At 68.0% G+C, this 14679-nt stretch carries 18 protein-coding genes; 6 read left to right on the forward strand and 12 right to left on the reverse strand.

Translation table 11 applies throughout. The features are described 5' to 3' along the window. Positions 1 to 199 precede the first annotated feature (199 nt). Entirely contained in the window at positions 200 to 1186 is a 987-nt protein-coding gene (locus ACV7JP_RS08190; RefSeq protein ID WP_457798732.1) for a GlxA family transcriptional regulator, read from the reverse strand. Positions 1187 to 1350: 164 nt separating this feature from the next. Here ACV7JP_RS08190 and amoC point away from each other — a divergent pair, with 164 nt between their 5' ends. Next, positions 1351 to 2121: a bacterial ammonia monooxygenase, subunit AmoC gene (gene amoC, locus ACV7JP_RS08195; RefSeq protein WP_457798733.1), complete on the forward strand. Its 771-nt coding sequence runs from the start codon at positions 1351 to 1353 to the stop codon at positions 2119 to 2121. Positions 2122 to 2232: 111 nt separating this feature from the next. On the opposite strand, the gene ygfZ is transcribed toward amoC, so the two are convergent. Then, positions 2233 to 3057 carry a CAF17-like 4Fe-4S cluster assembly/insertion protein YgfZ gene (gene ygfZ, locus ACV7JP_RS08200; protein ID WP_457798734.1) on the reverse strand — a complete coding sequence of 275 codons (825 nt, stop codon included), beginning with the start codon at positions 3055 to 3057 and terminating at the stop codon, positions 2233 to 2235. A 93-nt stretch (positions 3058 to 3150) separates the two neighbouring features. Between ygfZ and ACV7JP_RS08205 the strand changes: the two genes are divergently transcribed. Continuing rightward, positions 3151 to 4476 (forward strand): dihydroorotase, encoded by a 1326-nt coding sequence (locus ACV7JP_RS08205; RefSeq protein ID WP_457798735.1) that lies wholly within the window; start codon positions 3151 to 3153, stop codon positions 4474 to 4476. Positions 4477 to 4510: 34 nt separating this feature from the next. On the opposite strand, the gene ACV7JP_RS08210 is transcribed toward ACV7JP_RS08205, so the two are convergent. Both ACV7JP_RS08210 and ACV7JP_RS08215 read right to left on the reverse strand, forming a co-directional pair. Then, positions 4511 to 4870 carry a hypothetical protein gene (locus tag ACV7JP_RS08210; RefSeq protein WP_457798736.1) on the reverse strand — a complete coding sequence of 120 codons (360 nt, stop codon included), beginning with the start codon at positions 4868 to 4870 and terminating at the stop codon, positions 4511 to 4513. 91 nt (positions 4871 to 4961) lie between these two features. Continuing rightward, entirely contained in the window at positions 4962 to 5318 is a 357-nt protein-coding gene (locus ACV7JP_RS08215) for a hypothetical protein (protein ID WP_457798737.1), read from the reverse strand. 245 nt (positions 5319 to 5563) lie between these two features. On the opposite strand from ACV7JP_RS08215, the gene ACV7JP_RS08220 reads away from it, so the two are divergent. Further along, positions 5564 to 5791 (forward strand): hypothetical protein, encoded by a 228-nt coding sequence (locus ACV7JP_RS08220; protein ID WP_457798738.1) that lies wholly within the window; start codon positions 5564 to 5566, stop codon positions 5789 to 5791. A gap of 40 nt (positions 5792 to 5831) precedes the next feature. Here the strand turns inward: ACV7JP_RS08220 and ACV7JP_RS08225 are convergent, their stop codons facing one another. Beyond that, the gene (locus tag ACV7JP_RS08225; RefSeq protein ID WP_457798739.1) at positions 5832 to 6341 is read right to left on the reverse strand and encodes a hypothetical protein; all 510 of its coding nucleotides are present in this window, start codon (positions 6339 to 6341) and stop codon (positions 5832 to 5834) included. A gap of 129 nt (positions 6342 to 6470) precedes the next feature. Between ACV7JP_RS08225 and ACV7JP_RS08230 the strand changes: the two genes are divergently transcribed. The 3 genes from ACV7JP_RS08230 to ACV7JP_RS08240 all read left to right on the forward strand — a co-directional run bounded on the left by ACV7JP_RS08230 (position 6471) and on the right by ACV7JP_RS08240 (position 9786). Beyond that, positions 6471 to 8942, forward strand: a complete 2472-nt coding sequence (locus tag ACV7JP_RS08230) for a TIGR02302 family protein (protein WP_457798740.1) — start codon at positions 6471 to 6473, stop codon at positions 8940 to 8942. Between the two features lie 66 nt (positions 8943 to 9008). After that, positions 9009 to 9197, forward strand: coding sequence for a twin transmembrane helix small protein (locus tag ACV7JP_RS08235; protein WP_457798741.1), 189 nt, complete (start codon positions 9009 to 9011; stop codon positions 9195 to 9197). A gap of 4 nt (positions 9198 to 9201) precedes the next feature. After that, positions 9202 to 9786 carry a cob(I)yrinic acid a,c-diamide adenosyltransferase gene (locus ACV7JP_RS08240; protein ID WP_457798742.1) on the forward strand — a complete coding sequence of 195 codons (585 nt, stop codon included), beginning with the start codon at positions 9202 to 9204 and terminating at the stop codon, positions 9784 to 9786. Positions 9787 to 9998: 212 nt separating this feature from the next. Here the strand turns inward: ACV7JP_RS08240 and ACV7JP_RS08245 are convergent, their stop codons facing one another. The 7 genes from ACV7JP_RS08245 to ACV7JP_RS08275 all read right to left on the reverse strand — a co-directional run bounded on the left by ACV7JP_RS08245 (position 9999) and on the right by ACV7JP_RS08275 (position 14665). Further along, entirely contained in the window at positions 9999 to 10478 is a 480-nt protein-coding gene (locus ACV7JP_RS08245) for a TlpA family protein disulfide reductase (protein ID WP_457798743.1), read from the reverse strand. Positions 10479 to 10483: 5 nt separating this feature from the next. Beyond that, entirely contained in the window at positions 10484 to 11749 is a 1266-nt protein-coding gene (locus ACV7JP_RS08250) for an exo-alpha-sialidase (RefSeq protein WP_457798744.1), read from the reverse strand. A 169-nt stretch (positions 11750 to 11918) separates the two neighbouring features. Further along, a complete protein-coding gene (locus ACV7JP_RS08255) occupies positions 11919 to 12329 on the reverse strand; it encodes a hypothetical protein (protein ID WP_457798745.1) in 411 nt (136 codons plus the stop codon). Between the two features lie 3 nt (positions 12330 to 12332). Continuing rightward, the gene (locus ACV7JP_RS08260) at positions 12333 to 12758 is read right to left on the reverse strand and encodes an energy transducer TonB (protein WP_457798746.1); all 426 of its coding nucleotides are present in this window, start codon (positions 12756 to 12758) and stop codon (positions 12333 to 12335) included. A 56-nt stretch (positions 12759 to 12814) separates the two neighbouring features. Next, positions 12815 to 13528 (reverse strand): energy transducer TonB, encoded by a 714-nt coding sequence (locus ACV7JP_RS08265; RefSeq protein ID WP_457798747.1) that lies wholly within the window; start codon positions 13526 to 13528, stop codon positions 12815 to 12817. Further along, a complete protein-coding gene (locus ACV7JP_RS08270) occupies positions 13525 to 14019 on the reverse strand; it encodes an ExbD/TolR family protein (protein WP_457798748.1) in 495 nt (164 codons plus the stop codon). Before ACV7JP_RS08270 ends, ACV7JP_RS08265 begins: the two co-directional genes overlap by 4 nt. Before the next feature lies 1 nt (position 14020). Next, positions 14021 to 14665 carry a MotA/TolQ/ExbB proton channel family protein gene (locus ACV7JP_RS08275; RefSeq protein WP_457798749.1) on the reverse strand — a complete coding sequence of 215 codons (645 nt, stop codon included), beginning with the start codon at positions 14663 to 14665 and terminating at the stop codon, positions 14021 to 14023. Between the last annotated feature and the right edge of the window lie 14 nt (positions 14666 to 14679).

Raw genomic sequence — 14679 nt, forward strand, 5'->3', positions numbered from 1 at the left:
AGCGGGGAGAGGGTTAGGGTGAGGGGCGAAGCGTCCGCGACAAAGATGTGAGATCCATTCCGCGAGTCGCCGCTCGAGTTCGTCGGGGCGGCCTTGCCCCTCACCCCAACCCTCTCCCCGCAAGCGGAGAGAGGGGGAAGAAAGAGCCCTCATGCTGAGGCTCCGCAAGAGCCGTCCGGTCATCGCGGCCAGGCGTTGCTCACGCCTTCACGCCGCGTCTCGCCAGCGACCAGTTGCGATAGGCGCCGGGCGTCATGCCCGCGTAGCGGCGAAAGGCGCGGCGGAAGCTTGTTTCATCCGCATAGCCCGACGCCGTCGCGAGCTGCTTCACGGAGCTTTGCGTCGTTTCCAGCAACATGCGCGCGGCCTCGAAGCGCACGCGGTCGAGGAAATGTTTCGGCGTTTCGCCGGTCGCCTCCTTCAGCCGCCGATGCAGCGTGCGTTCGGAAACGTTCAGGGCGCGTGCGAGCTGCGTCGAGGTCATGGGCGAATCGCCGGCCTGGCGCACGAAATGCTCCGCTTCCAGCACGAAGGGATTGGACGCGGTGAGATGGCCCGGCGGAATATAGATCGTCTGCGTGGCGGGAACCGTGTCGACGACCGTGAAATCGGCGGCCTTCTTCGCCGCCTCGGCCCCGCACAGCTCGCGGATGACATGCAGGGAAAGATCGATCCAGGATAAAGGCCCGCCGGCCGTGACGACGCGCCGGTCTTCCATCAGCGCGGCGCCCCAGGCGACGTCGGCGCGCGGATAGCGCGCGCGCAGCTCGTCATGACGCCACCATGTCGTCGTGCAGCGGCGGCCGTCGAGAAGCCCCGCTTCCCCGAGCAGGAAAACGCCGTTGCAGGAGCCGGCGACGATGGCCCCCATGGCGTGCTGGCGCCTGAGCCAGCCGGCCGCCGCGTTGAGATCGGCGGCTGGCGGCAGCGGATCGTCGCAGCTGCAGAGAAAGGGGGGAACGATCACCGCCGCGCAGGCGTCGAGCGACGAGAAGGAGGCGTCGGCGGCGTGGGCGCGGCCGAAACCGTCGCGGAACGGCGCGCCGTCATGGGTGACCGTGACGACGCGATAGGGCTCGGGCCGCGTCTTCGACTTCAACATGCGCAGGCTCATGGCGAGAAGATCCGCCGCGCCGATGAAGCCCTGCCCAAGGCAATCCGCGTAACCGAGAATGGCGACGTCCATCTCTTGCCTCCCGCTGGCGGAAATTGCCTCTCCATTGGCAAAAACGCTGTCCGACTTTGCAAGACTAATGGCAAGTCCGCCATGCTGGCAAGCGGCTACCGTTCCGTATCCTCCCATTCACCGGAAGCGCACAGGCGCTTCCCGGTCGAAACGGAGAAGAAAATATGAGCGTATCAACGCAGACCGCGGCAGGCGTCGCCGCCGCCGAAAAGCCCATCGTCGATCTCAGGGGCATGTGGATCGGCCTCGCGCTTCTCAACAGCTTCTATCTGCTCGTGCGCGTTTATGAGCAGATCTATGGCTGGCGCGCCGGCCTCGACTCCTTCGCGCCGGAATTCCAGACCTACTGGATGTCGATCCTGTGGTCGGAAATCCCGCTCGAGCTCGTCTCCGGCATCGCGCTTGCCGGCTATCTGTGGAAGACGCGCGTGCGCGACATGTCGGCCGTCACGCCGCGCCAGGAAATGCGCGCCATCGTCGACAATGTGAAATGGCTCGTCGTCTATGCGGCGGCGATCTATTGGGGCGCGTCCTTCTTCACCGAGCAGGACGGCACCTGGCACATGACGGTGATCCGCGACACCGACTTCACGCCGTCGCACATCATCGAATTCTATATGAGCTACCCGATCTATTCGGTGCTGGCGATCGGCTGCTTCTTCCATGCGAAGACGCGGATTCCCTATTTCTCGAAGGGTTATTCGCTCGCCTATCTGATCGTCTCGATCGGCCCCTTCATGATCATCCCGAATGTCGGCCTCAATGAATGGGGCCATACCTTCTGGTTCATGGAGGAGCTCTTCGTCGCGCCGCTGCATTGGGGCTTCGTGTTCTTCGGCTGGATGGCGCTCGGCGTCTTCGGCGTGGTGCTGCAGCTTCTGCTCAACATCCATCGCCTGATCGGCAAGGAAGGCGTCGCGCTTCTCACCGAGTGACGTGAAAAACGCGCGCGCCGCGCCAGAGGCCGCGCGTTCCGTGACTTTCGAGTTGTCGAGCTCGGGCCGCCTTTCGACTTTCCCAAGTCGAAGGGCGGCCGCTTTCCGTCGTCAATTATTCTCGACGAAGGCCAGAGCGACGCCGCCGACCGTGGGCGCGTCGCCCTTTTCCCTGGCGTCGGCGAGACGGTCGAGACGGATGAGGGCGAGGCCTTCTTCGCCAATGGCGGAGCCGGTGACGCCGATCTCGATCCCGCCCGCGCGGATCGACTGGCCCGGCGCCGGCGCGGCGCCGGCCGCGCGATAGGGCGTCACGCGCTTCCTCACGAGATTGCGGTGCTTCATGCGCGAGACGACCTCCTGGCCGACATAGCAGCCCTTCTTGAAGTCGAGCCCGGCGAAGAGGTCCATGTCCGCCTCATGCGGGAAAGCGTCGCTATAGGCGAAATCCACGCCGCCGAGCGGCACGCCGGCGCGGATGCGGCGCGCCTCATAGTCCTCGAGCGGGCCGGACGCGGCGATCCTGCCTTTTTCGGCGAGGGCGCGCCAGCCCAGCGCCTCCGAACGCGGATCCGGCGCAAGCGCGACCGCTTCAATCTCGGGCCGCGCCGCCGCGTCGGGGAAAACGATCGTCTCCAGCGCGTCGCTCAGATTCGCGACCGCGATCTTCGAGCGCAGCTTATAGGCGTTGAGGCGTTTCTCGAGGTCTTCCGCGAGCGAAAGCGGACAATCGAGTAGGAAACGTCCCTCACCCAGCGCAAAGACGACAAAATCGAACAGGATCTTGCCTTGCGGCGTAAGCAGGGCGGCGAAACGCGCCTCGCCGGCCTTCAGCGCGGCGATGTCGTTCGTCACGAGATTATGCAAGAACTTAGCCGCGTCTTCGCCAGTGACTTCGAGAACGCCGCGGTCCTTGAGCAGGATCGCCGTGGTCATTGTTCTTTTCCCATGGGTTCGAGCGCGCACAGCTTGGCGCATCAGCGACTTGTGCTTATCTAGGGCGTTGACACTGCAAGCGAGGCGCCATCGATGCCGCAAATTTTCGACGTCATCCTCTCCGGAGGCGTCCTCGTCAACCAGGACGGCGAGGGCCCGCGCGACGTCGGCGTCCGCGACGGCAGGATCGCCGCGATCGGCGACCTCTCCCGCGCCTCGGCCGGCGAGACGATCGACTGCCGGGGCCTGCACATTCTCCCCGGCGTGATCGATTCGCAGGTGCATTTTCGCGAGCCGGGCCTTTCGCACAAGGAGGATCTCGAATCCGGCTCGCGCAGCGCCGTGATGGGCGGCGTCACGGCGGTCTTCGAGATGCCCAACACCAGCCCGCTCACCACGAGCGAGGCCGCGCTTGCCGACAAGGTCGCGCGCGGAACGGGGCGCATGCATTGCGACTTCGCCTTCTGGGTCGGCGGCACGCATGAGAACGCGAAAGACCTCGGCGAATTGGAGCGCCTGCCGGGCGCGGCGGGGATCAAGGTCTTCATGGGCTCATCGACCGGCTCGCTTCTCGTCGCGGATGATGAAGGCGTCGCGGAAGTGCTCTCCCATACGCGCCGCCGCGCCGCCTTCCACAGCGAGGACGAAGATCGTCTGAACGAGCGAAAAGGTCTGCGCGTCGAGGGCGATCCGGGCTCGCATCCCGTCTGGCGCGACGTGGAGACGGCGCTGCGCTCGACGCGGCGGCTCCTGAAGATCGCGCGCGAGAAGCGGGCGCTCGTCCACGTGCTGCACGTCACGACCGCCGAGGAAATCGACCTGCTGGCGCAGCACAAGGATATTGCGAGCGTCGAGGCGACGCCGAACCATCTCATGCTCGACGCCGAAGCCTATGGCCGGATCGGCGCGCTCGCGCAGATGAACCCGCCGGTGCGCGAGGCGCGCCATCGCGACGCGCTGTGGGAAGGCGTGCGGCAGGGCGTCGTCGACGTCATCGGCTCCGACCATGCGCCGCATACGCTCGAAGAGAAGGCGCAGCCTTACCCGAAAAGCCCTTCGGGCATGACGGGGGTGCAGACCATCCTGCCGCTGCTGCTCGACGCCGTGAATAAGGGCAAGCTCACCCTCGCGCGCTTCGTCGATCTTACGAGCGCGGGGCCCAACCGGATATTCGGAATCGCCGGCAAGGGCCGCGTCGCCAAGGGCTATGACGCCGATTTCACGGTCGTCGACCTCAAGCGGCGCGAGATCATCCGCAACGAATGGGTCGCCTCGCGCGTCGGCTGGACGCCCTATCACGGAACCGAGGTCACGGGCTGGCCGGTCGGAACCTTCGTGCGCGGAAAGAAGGTGATGTGGGAGGGCGAGCTGGCGACGCCGTCGACGGGAAAGCCGGTGCGCTTCCAGGCGGCGCCGTAGCGTCGGGGGAAGGGGCCGCCGCGAGGTTGCGCGGCTATTCGGAACAGCTCGCCTTCCTCCCCGTCCGCGCTTCCGTCAAAAGCCCGGTGATGCGCAGCCCGTCATGCACCTTGACGCTGACGATTTCATTATGGAAGCCGAAGCGATAGTCGCGCTTCATCGGATAGGAATAGCCGTTTCCGTCCACATAGAAGCAGAAGGAGCTGTATTGGGGATTGGCCATTCGCGAGATCGAGCAGTGAATCTTATAGGGAAGCGGCGAACAATGCAGGGCGACGTCCTTGTTCGGGACCATCCAGTTGGACGAGGCCGCCGACCCGGCGAACGCGCTCGCGGGAGCCGCCGCGAAGAGCGGGAAAAGCGCGAAACGGATCAGATGGCGCCGCCGTAACATTTGCCGTCCGGAGGGCAACCGCGCGGCCAGGAACGCGGTTGCCTGTTGTTGCTAAAGCCCGGCGTCATCATAGACCAGGCCGCGCGACGCGTCACCAGCAGGTGCAGCCGCCGCCATAGCCATAGGCCGGATAGCCCGAGCCGTAATAGCCGTAGCCGCCATAGCCGTAAGGCGAGGCCGCCGCCGCGCCGGCGATCGTGCCCAGCGCCAGACCGCCGAGCAGGCCGGCCCCGGCGCCGCCCCAGCCCCATCCGCGGCCCCATCCGCCGCCCCAGCCATAACGACCCCATCCGCCGCCCCAGCCGATTCCCGGGCGGCCCCATCCGCCGCCCCAGCCAATTCCGGGGCGACCCCATCCGCCGCCCCATCCGTAACGGCCCCAAGCCGAAGCCGGCGTCGTGACGGAAAACGCTCCGACCAGCGTCGTCGCCGCGAGCGCGGCAATCATTGTCTTTCGTAGATTCCTCATCGCCACATCTCCTGGGTCCCTGTTCGCCACAGCCCCAACGCCACTCCCTGCAACGCGAACCCGGTTTTGATGTTCCTAAATTTCCTGAGCGGGCGGGCCGCGCTGCGCCCGGCCGCGACGCGCGCCGGCGCAGGAAACGGCCCCTTTCGGAAAAATTGCGACGGCCGAGGATTTCCACTTGCGGCCCCGGCGCTAGCTCAATGGCTCACCACGAGGAGACGCGCATGAGCAATACGAAGGACACCGCGCCCCGCAACGAAGGCGAAGGCAATCGCACGGCGGCGAAACAGTATAACGAGGCGCAGCGCAAATTCGTCGAAAGCGGCAAGGTCGAGCCTGCCGCAAAGGACGCGGAGCATGCGCTCGAAACCAATGAGGCCGAGGAGCTGAAACGCGCCGAGGAGGAAGGCCGCAAGCACGCGAAGCCGCACGAGCAGCAACGGGAAATCTAGTGGATCATGTTCAGGCGATTCGGCCTAAACGCGGCGTGATCTAATCCTCGCTCCAGAAATAATGCCACACGCCGTCCGACGCGATTCCGATACGCGCCGGACGAAGCCTGCGCTCGAAATTCGAGCGCGGGAGATCCGCGAAGCGCACGCAGCGCCATCTCGCCTGCGCTTCTTCCTCGTCGGCCGGCGGCGGGGCGTGGCGCGCAAAGGCCGGCCATTCATAGAGCGTGACGGGCCCGCGCGAGATCTTCACATAGGGCTGCGCCAGCGCGGCGCGCGCGACGGCGACCGTCTCTAGCCCCTTGCCGTCGAAGGACAGCGCCTTCAGGATTTCGATCGGATCCGTCCCCGCCTTGAAGGCGCCGCTCCGCGCGAAGAGCGGACGAACCTCGTTCCAGTCGATCGGGACGCGCAGCGCCTCGACGTCGTTCTTTTCGAGCGCCGCAAGGATCTTGTCGCGGATCGCCCGCACCGGCGCCGGCAAGGCGGCGAGGTCCGTCGAGGGCCCGGAGACGATCTCGGCTGGAAATTGTCGTCGCGCGCGCGCCATGGCGCATATTAGCCCCGCCGCCCCGCAAAAGGCGAATTCCTGCTCTCATGCTTAGCGCTGACCGTCGCGAGATTGTATAGTCGGCGGAGAGCCGCCATCTAGGCGACTATGCGTCTCGCCGGAGAGCGAATGGACGATCTTGCCGAAAACGAAGCGCGCCGGCCCGGCGGCGAGGCCGCGCTCGAGCACGCCCTGCGCCGTTCGGCCCTTGCGATCCTCGCCGAACGCCTGTTGCGGCTCGGCGCGGGGCTGGCGACGCTCGCGCTCCTTTTCCTCACGCTCTCCTGGCTCGATTTCTGGCGCGCGGCTCCGCTCCAGGCGCGCATGGCGGGCGTCGCGCTTTTCGGCTTCGCGGCGCTCTATCTCGTCGGCCGCGAAATCGCGCGCGGCCCGCCGCGCCGCCGCGCCGCCGCCGCGCGTCTCGACGAAACGGCCCGGGGTCCGCTGAAGCCCGCCGCCTCGCTCGACGACACGCTCGCCGCCTCCGAGGCCGCCGATCCGGCGACCGCCGCGCTCTGGGCGCTGCATCGCAAGCGGCTCGAAGAAGCCTTGGCCCTGACGCCGATCGCGCCGCCGCGGCCGCGCCTGCCGGAGCGCGATCCTTACGCCTTGCGCGCCGTCGCGCTCGTCGCCGCCGTGGCGGCGGCTTTCGTCGCGGGCGACGAGAAGCGCGCCCGGATCGCCGCCGCCTTCGACTGGCGCGCGGTTCAGATCTTCGCGCCCGCGCAGCGCGTCGACGCCTGGTTCGATCCCCCGGCCTATACGGGCCGCCCGCCCATCGTGCTCGCGCAGGAGAGCGGCGCCGTGGAGGCGCCCGTGAATTCGACCCTGCGCCTGCGCCCCGCCGACGCTTCCGTTTCCGTCGACGGCGCGCTGGCGCCGGTGGAGAATGCGGACAAGCGGGAGCGCGGCTTCGCCCTCGCCGGCGCGGCGCGGCTCTATCTGCCGGACGGCCGCGATTTCGAGGTGACCGCCATTCCCGACCGCGCGCCTGCGATCGTCCTTTCCGGCCGGCCGCGCAACAATGCGCGCGGCTCCATGACGCTCTCCTTCCGCGCCGAGGACGATTACGGCGTCACGAGCGCGGAGGCCGCGTTCAGCAGGAGCGGGAGCCGCCGCGCCCTTTACGATCCGCCGCGCCTGCCGCTCGATCTCCCGGCGGGCGCCGGCGGGCTCGGAGAGGGACGCGCGACGCTCGATCTCGCCGACAGCCCTTACGCAGGCGCGAAGGTCGCGATGCGCCTTGTCGCCAAAGACGCCGCCGGCAACGAAGGGTCGTCGGAGCCGGTGGAGACGACGCTGCCGCAGCGCCGCTTCGTCAAGCCGCTCGCCAGGGCGCTCGCCGAGCAGCGGCGCGTTCTCGCGCTCGATCCGGACGCCCGCGCCAATGTCCGCGCGGCGCTGGAGGCGCTCTCCCTTGCACCGGAAGCTTTCGAAACGCCCTCCGCCATCCATCTCGGCCTGCGCTCGGCGCGCCGCGGGCTCGAAGGGCCGCGCAGCGACGACGAATTGCGCGGCGTCGCCGATATGCTCTGGGCCATGGCGCTGAGCGTCGAGGACGGCAATACGTCCGAAGCCGAGCGGGATCTGCGCGCCGCCGAGCAGGCCCTGCGCGAAGCCATGCAGCGCGGCGCCTCCGACGAGGAGATCGCCAAGCGCACGCAGGAGCTGCGCGCGGCGCTCGACAAATTCCTGGAGCAGCTCGGCGCGCGTCCGCGCCAGCCCGGCGAGCCGCCGCGCGAGGCCTCGGGCGATCCGGACAGCGTCACGCCCGAGGATTTGCAGGGGATGCTCGACGACATCGAGAAAGCGATGAAGTCCGGCGACATGGCGCAGGCGCAAAAGCTTCTCGACGAATTGCAGGACATTATGGAAAACGCCCAGACCGGCGACGAAAGCGGCGCGCGGAGCGCCGCGCAGCAGCAGCGCCGCCGCGAGATGCAGCGCGCCTTGAGCGAGCTTGACCAGCTCTCCCGCGAGGAGCAGCAATTGCGCGACGACACCTTCCAGGGGATGAAAAATCCCACGGATGACGATGCGCGCAAGACGCAGCGCGGCGGCCGGAAGGGACAGCCGCAGCAAAGCGACGACGCCGGCGCCGAGCGCCAGCGCCAGCAGGCGCTTCGCGAGAAGCTCGAACGCGAGCAGGACGCGCTGAAGGGCGACGCGGGCGAGGCCGGCGAGGAGCTGGACGACGCCCGCAAGGCGATGAAAGAGGCCGAGGAGGCGCTGAAGCCCGGCGGCGAAGGCCGCGGCAAGGCCGTCGACGCGCAAGGCCGCGCGGTCGACGCCTTGCGCAAGGGGACCGACAAGCTCGCCGAGCAGATGCGCGGGGAAGACGGCCAGGAAGGCGAAGAGGGCGAGGACGGCCAGGACGGTCAGGGCAAGCGCGGACGCGCGCGGGGCCGCTACGGGCAGGGGCGCGATCCTTTGGGCCGGTCGCAGGGCGGCCAGCGGGCGGGCCATGAGAAATACGACCCGCTCGGCCTGCCGCCCGCCCAGCGGGCCCATCGCGTGCAGGAGGAGCTGAGGCGCCGCCTCGGCCAGCCCGAGCGGCCCTCCGAGGAGCTCGACTATCTGCAAAGGCTGCTCAGCCGATAACGGGCTTGCTCACATGCGGGCCTTTCTCTACTTGCTCTGAACGAACCGGCGGGGAGCCAGACGGCCTTGTCCAATCTTGTGGTCTTTATCGCCGCGGCGGCGGTGTTTCTCGTGCTGCTCGCGGGCTTCTTCAACTTGTTCCGCGGCGGCGCCGGCTCGCCCCAGCGCTCCCAGATCCTGATGCGCTGGCGCGTCGGCCTGCAATTCCTCGCGCTGGCCATTGCGCTGACGGTGCTCTACCTCCGGGGACGTTGATCACGTGGTCAAGCTGGACAGAATATACACGCGCGGCGGCGACAAGGGCGCGACCTCGCTCGCGACCGGCGCGCGCCGCCGCAAGGACGACATCCGCGTCGAGGCCTATGGCGCGATCGACGAGACCAACGCCGCGATCGGCGTGGCGCGCCTCGCGATTGAACCGCAAGACGCTTTGCTCGACGCGATGCTGGAGCGCATTCAGAACGATCTCTTTGATCTCGGCGCCGAGCTCGCGACGCCGCATGATCCGAAGAAGCCGCTCGATCCGGCCATGCGCCTCGTGATCGTCCCGTCGCAGGTGGAGCGGCTGGAAAAGGAAATCGACGCGCTCAACGCCGATCTCGCGCCCCTGCGCTCCTTCGTGCTGCCGGGGGGGACGGCGGCGGCCGCGCATCTCCACATGGCCCGCACCATCTGCCGCCGCGCCGAGCGCGTGATGGTGACGCTGATGCAGACGGAGGGCGAGGAGCTGTCGCCCGCCGCGCTCGCTTATGTGAACCGCCTCTCCGACTTCCTCTTCGTCGCCTCGCGCTACGTCAATCGCGAGAGGGGCGACGTGCTGTGGAAGCCGGGCGCGACGCGATAAGGCTGATTGCTTCCTTCGCGTCATTGCGAGCATTGTCGTGAGGCGATCAGGCGACGTGCCGCCGATTGGGGACAAGCCTTCCGCTCGCGGGCGCCGTCATTGCGGGGAGGCGAAGCCGACGACGCAATCCAGAGCGACATCACGGCCCTGGATTGCTTCGTCGTTCACGCTCCTCGCAATGACGCGGGGAGCGTCATAGCGAAGCAATCAAGCTACCTCCCGCCGCGCTTTTCCAGCCATTTCGTCACGAGCGGATCGTCGATCGCGCCCGTCACCGACGTCACGCCGCCGTCGGGCGCCACGAGCGCGGTGAAGGGCAGTTCGCCGCGCCATGTCTTGTCGGCCTCGAAATAGAGCTTCTCGACGAAATCGTCGGAGAAGCCGTAATGCGCCGCCTTGCCGAGCCCGGCCTTTTCGGCGCGCATTTCCGCGCGCGCGCGGTCCTCGTCGCCATCCGTGTTGACGAAGACGACGTCGATATCCTTGCGTTCGCCGATCATCGTCGCCCATTGGGGCAGTTCGGCGATGCAGGGCGGGCAGGTCACCGACCAGAAATGAACGATCAGCGGCTTGCCGGCATGCGCCTTCACGATCCGCGCAAAGGCGCCGCGGCCATAGGGCTGGAAATCGAGCGCCTGCGCGGCGCCCGAGGCGAGCGCGAAGGCGAGAGCGAGTCCAAGAAAACGCGTCATCGCCATCATTGCGCCGCCGCGCTCTTTTCATCGCGCGGGAGCGGGATGAGGCGATAGCCTTCCTTATGCGTGACCCACGACAGATAGGCGGCGTTCCGGTTCGCGACGAGCTCGGGATGATCCGACGCGTCCTCCGTCTGCGCGATCACGCGCGGCGCGCTCCAGTTCCTGCCGCCGTCGCGCGACATCTGCATCGGAATCGTCGTCGTCGTTCCGTCGAACTCCTTCCAGACGCGATAGAGCCGGCCCTTCGCGGCGAGCGCGACCGGATGGCCGGGCGCCTTGGCGTCGTCGCCGAATTTCTCCGGGCTGGAGAAGGTCTTCCCGCCGTCATTGCTGCGCGCGTAGAAGAGGCCCTCGCGGTTCTTGCCCTTGGTGAACCAGACGACGTGCCAGCCATTGGCGTCGACGGCGAGGCCGGGTCCGTGATGCGGGCAGGAATGGATCGCCCAATTGTCGTCCGAGACGCGCCCGCCCGTGAGCGTCGCGCCGTCGGCCGAGAGCTTCGCCGCGTAATGGTCGCGAATATTGCCGTCGAAAACCTGGCGCCAGACGAAGACGGGCTGGCCGTCGCGGTCGAGCGCCGAGGCCGTGCGGCAGCATTCGCAGGCGTGATCCATCAGGATCTTCTTGCCGCTGAAAGCCTGGCCCTTGTCGTCCGACCAGCCGAAGGCGACGCCGCTGCCTTCGAACGCCTTGCCCTCGGCCTTCGCCTTGAGCGCATTCGTCTTGTCGAGCCAGCCGGCGTAGATGCGGCCCTTGGGCGTGACGACGAAGGTCTCGAAACGCTGGCCGCCCTCGGCGAGCATGGCCTGCGGCGCCGAAAAGGTCTTGCCGCCGTCGGTGGAGCGCGATGTGAAGATCGTGCCGATCATCTGCTTGTCGGGCCGCGTCGTGTAGCTCGCAATGAGCGTCCCGTCATTGAGCGCGACGATTTTGGGGCGCGCGTCGCCATGGGCGTCGATCACGCCGTCGGCGGCCGTTGCGATGGTCGCGGGCGCGGAGAAGCTCTTGCCGCCATCCGGGGAGGAAGCGACATAGACCGTCTTGCCGACCGAGAAGGCGATCCAGAGCCTGCCCTTGGCGTCGAAGGCCGGATTGGCCGTCATGGCGCATTCGGGCCTCGGGTCCGCGCAGGCGGCGGCGGCATGTTGGTGGCCCGCCGCGGCGGCGGGCCTTGCCTCGGCGCCGGCGGGCGCGGCGGCGTTCTCGCCCAGCGCCGGGGCGGACAGGCCAAACGACAGCGCGGCGAAAAGGCCGGCGCGTTGCAAGAAGCGGCTCCTGTTCATTTCCTCGCCTTTCAACGTCCCGGCGTCTTGGCGCGCCGCTTTTGTTTTGCGCATTTGCGCTCCGAACCACGCGGCGACGGCGCAGTCGCGCAGCCGCATAATCGATTCCAAATCCGAAGCCGGTCTCGCGGCTCCCGCCTTTCGCCGCGCGCTAGTGAAACCGGATCGTCTGCTCGTTCTCATAGGAGCCGCCGGGGGGCGGCGGCGCGCGCAGCGACGAGAAGATCGCGCGCAGGATCCGCGCATGGGCGGGCCGCGTGGACGAGACGACATGGATCGCGTCCACCCGGCCGCTCGGGCCGATATGGAAGCGCGCCGTCGCCTCGCCGGGGCCGGCGCGCGCGGCGCCCGGCGTGCGGGCCAGAATGCGCTTTGCGACCGCCGCGCCGTAATCGCCGCTTCCTGCGCGGAAGCGGTTCATATGGTCAAGATCCTTCGCCTGCTCATATTGGCGGGTCGTGACCGGCCGGAATGGAAAGGCGCCGCGCCCGTCGTCCCATTCGAACGCCCGCGCCGAAGCGGAGGAGATCGCAAGAAGGAGAAGGGCGGCGGATTTTCGCATCGCTCACCGGAATTTGAAGGTCTGGCCGACATCCATCGCGCCGCCGGGGGGCGGGGGCGTCAGGACCGCCGCAAGGATCTTCTTGACGATCTCGGCATGGGCGGGGCTCGATGTCTTGTCGATGGTGACCTTTTCGACCTTGCCCGACGGGCCGACGACGAAACTCGCCGTCACCTCGCCGGGGCCGGCCGGATTGTCTTCCGGCGTGTGCCTGGCGATCTCGGCGTAGAGCGCGCTCAGATATTTGCTCTCCGACATTCCGGAGCCCGCCGGCGCCGGCTGCGCCGCCGGCTTGGCGGCGGGCGCGGGAGTAGCCGCCGCGGGCTTGGGCGCGGCGGCCGGCATGGGCTTGGGCGCCTGGGCGCGCGCGGCGCCGGCGAGGGCGAGAAAGCAGACGAGCGCCGCTCGTCCGCATTGAAGGGCGTTCATTGGCCTAGCTTCCAGAAATAGGCGCGGCGGGCTCCCGAGGGACCCGCCGCGAGGCGTCAATGGAAGGCGAAGCTCTGGCTAACGAAGGCCGAGCCGCAGCTACTGGGGCCGTGCGACGAGGCGACGATGCGCCTCGCCAGCGCGGCGTGCGCCGGCGTCGAACCCGACGCGGAGACGCCGGAGACGCCGCCGCCCGGATTGACATGGAAGGTCACATGGGCGGAGCCCGGCCCGAGGCTCGTCGAACCCGGCGTATGCGAGCGCAGCGACGCCGCCACATGGGCGAGGCAGGTCGCGGAAGCGGCGCCGCCGGAACGTCCATTGCCTTCGGGCGAGCCCGCGTGACGCCGCGCCTGCGCCTCCCGACGCTGCTCCGCGCGCTCGACCTGCTTGCTTTCCTCTTCCTTCTTCTTGAGCTTTTCGGCGTCGTCCTTTTTCATCGCCAGCGGAATGGCGTCGGGCGCCATGACGACCGGCGGCGGCAGCGCGATCTCCGGCTGCTCCACATCGACCGGCGGCGGCGTGTCTTCCGCCGCGCTCACTTCCTGCTGCTCGACGAAGTCGCCGCTTTCGAGATCGACATAGTTCTCGGACAGGGCCAGCGGCTCCGGCTTCGGACCGAGAATGAAGGCCGCGAAGATCGCGGCGTGGAGCGCCACGATGGCGACGACGGCGACCGGACGCAGCCAGGGCGGATTGACCGGCGGCGGCCCTGGCGGGGGCTCGTCGCGCCGGCTGGCGTATTCGGGGCTGAGGGCGAAATCCGTCATTTAGCCCCTCCCGCCGCGGTCGCGGGCGCAGCCGGAGCGGGGGCGGCGGCCTTGGCCGCCGCGCCCGTCTTGCTGCGCGAATTGGTCATGATCGCGATATGGGTGATGCCGTTGGTCGCCAGCTTGTCCATCACCGCGACGACCTCGCCATAGACGGCCTCGGTGTCGCCGCGCACATGCACGACGCGCGTATGGTCGTCGCCCATCATGGCGCGGATGCCGTCGATCAGCGCGTCCGGCGTGGTTTCGTCGGCGCCGAGCGAGACCTTTCCGTCCTTGCCGACCGTGACGACGATCGGATCCTTCTGGTTGATCGGCGCCGCGGCGCTGGCCTGGGGCAGATTGACCTTCACGCCTTTCGCGAGCAGCGGCGCCGTCACCATGAAGATGATGAGCAGCACCAGCATCACGTCGACGAGCGGCGTGACGTTGATGTCGGCGAGCGGCTGGTAAAGGTCGTTATTGCCTTTGAAGCGGGTGGGGAGGGCCATGTTACGCGGCCTCCTTCTGCGATTGGCGGCGGGCGCCGGGCTGGCTCGTCATGCGGAGCGCTTCGTCTTCAATATAATGAGCGACCTGCTGGCCGAGACGCGCAAAGGCGGCGCCGATGCGATTGTAGCCGACCGAGGCGGGAATGGCGGCGGCCAGGCCATAGGCGGTGGCCGCGAGCGCTTCGGCGATGCCGGGGGCGACGACGGCGAGGCTCGTATCCTGCGACTGCGCGATGCCGGCGAAGCTCGTCATGATGCCCCAGACCGTGCCGAACAGGCCGACGAAGGGCGCGACGGAGGAGATCACCGCGAGATTCGGCAGGCCCCCTTCGGCCTTGGTGAGGAATTCGCGCGCCGCGCGGCTCATATTCTCGGCGATGCGCTCGCGCTTGTCGCCGATCGTCTCGTCGGGAAGGTCGAGCGCGAAGGACTCGCGGCCCGCGGCGGCGATGGGCTCGAGCAGGCCGACGGGCCCGCCCGCGCGAGCTTCCCTGGCCGCCTTGCCGATCCGAATGACGGCGGAAGTCGCTTCGATGATCAGGACCCAGGTCCAGACCGAGGCGAGCAGCAGCATCGCCATGACGACCTTGCCGACCGGGCCGGCGTTCAAGAACATGGCGAGCGGAGAAAGCGACGTATGATCCATGGAACTTCACTCAT

This window comes from Methylocystis sp. S23 (genome assembly GCF_054106005.1).

Excerpts from the sequence above, each read along its gene's own strand:
- ACV7JP_RS08190 (WP_457798732.1), bottom strand. The coding sequence starts at position 1,186 with ATGGACGTCGCCATTCTCGGTTACGCGGATTGCCTTGGGCAGGGCTTC.
- amoC (WP_457798733.1), top strand. The coding sequence starts at position 1,351 with ATGAGCGTATCAACGCAGACCGCGGCAGGCGTCGCCGCCGCCGAAAAG.
- ygfZ (WP_457798734.1), bottom strand. The coding sequence starts at position 3,057 with ATGACCACGGCGATCCTGCTCAAGGACCGCGGCGTTCTCGAAGTCACT.
- ACV7JP_RS08205 (WP_457798735.1), top strand. The coding sequence starts at position 3,151 with ATGCCGCAAATTTTCGACGTCATCCTCTCCGGAGGCGTCCTCGTCAAC.
- ACV7JP_RS08210 (WP_457798736.1), bottom strand. The coding sequence starts at position 4,870 with ATGTTACGGCGGCGCCATCTGATCCGTTTCGCGCTTTTCCCGCTCTTC.
- ACV7JP_RS08215 (WP_457798737.1), bottom strand. The coding sequence starts at position 5,318 with ATGATTGCCGCGCTCGCGGCGACGACGCTGGTCGGAGCGTTTTCCGTC.
- ACV7JP_RS08220 (WP_457798738.1), top strand. The coding sequence starts at position 5,564 with ATGAGCAATACGAAGGACACCGCGCCCCGCAACGAAGGCGAAGGCAAT.
- ACV7JP_RS08225 (WP_457798739.1), bottom strand. The coding sequence starts at position 6,341 with ATGGCGCGCGCGCGACGACAATTTCCAGCCGAGATCGTCTCCGGGCCC.
- ACV7JP_RS08230 (WP_457798740.1), top strand. The coding sequence starts at position 6,471 with ATGGACGATCTTGCCGAAAACGAAGCGCGCCGGCCCGGCGGCGAGGCC.
- ACV7JP_RS08245 (WP_457798743.1), bottom strand. The coding sequence starts at position 10,478 with ATGACGCGTTTTCTTGGACTCGCTCTCGCCTTCGCGCTCGCCTCGGGC.
- ACV7JP_RS08255 (WP_457798745.1), bottom strand. The coding sequence starts at position 12,329 with ATGCGAAAATCCGCCGCCCTTCTCCTTCTTGCGATCTCCTCCGCTTCG.
- ACV7JP_RS08260 (WP_457798746.1), bottom strand. The coding sequence starts at position 12,758 with ATGAACGCCCTTCAATGCGGACGAGCGGCGCTCGTCTGCTTTCTCGCC.
- ACV7JP_RS08265 (WP_457798747.1), bottom strand. The coding sequence starts at position 13,528 with ATGACGGATTTCGCCCTCAGCCCCGAATACGCCAGCCGGCGCGACGAG.
- ACV7JP_RS08270 (WP_457798748.1), bottom strand. The coding sequence starts at position 14,019 with ATGGCCCTCCCCACCCGCTTCAAAGGCAATAACGACCTTTACCAGCCG.
- ACV7JP_RS08275 (WP_457798749.1), bottom strand. The coding sequence starts at position 14,665 with ATGGATCATACGTCGCTTTCTCCGCTCGCCATGTTCTTGAACGCCGGC.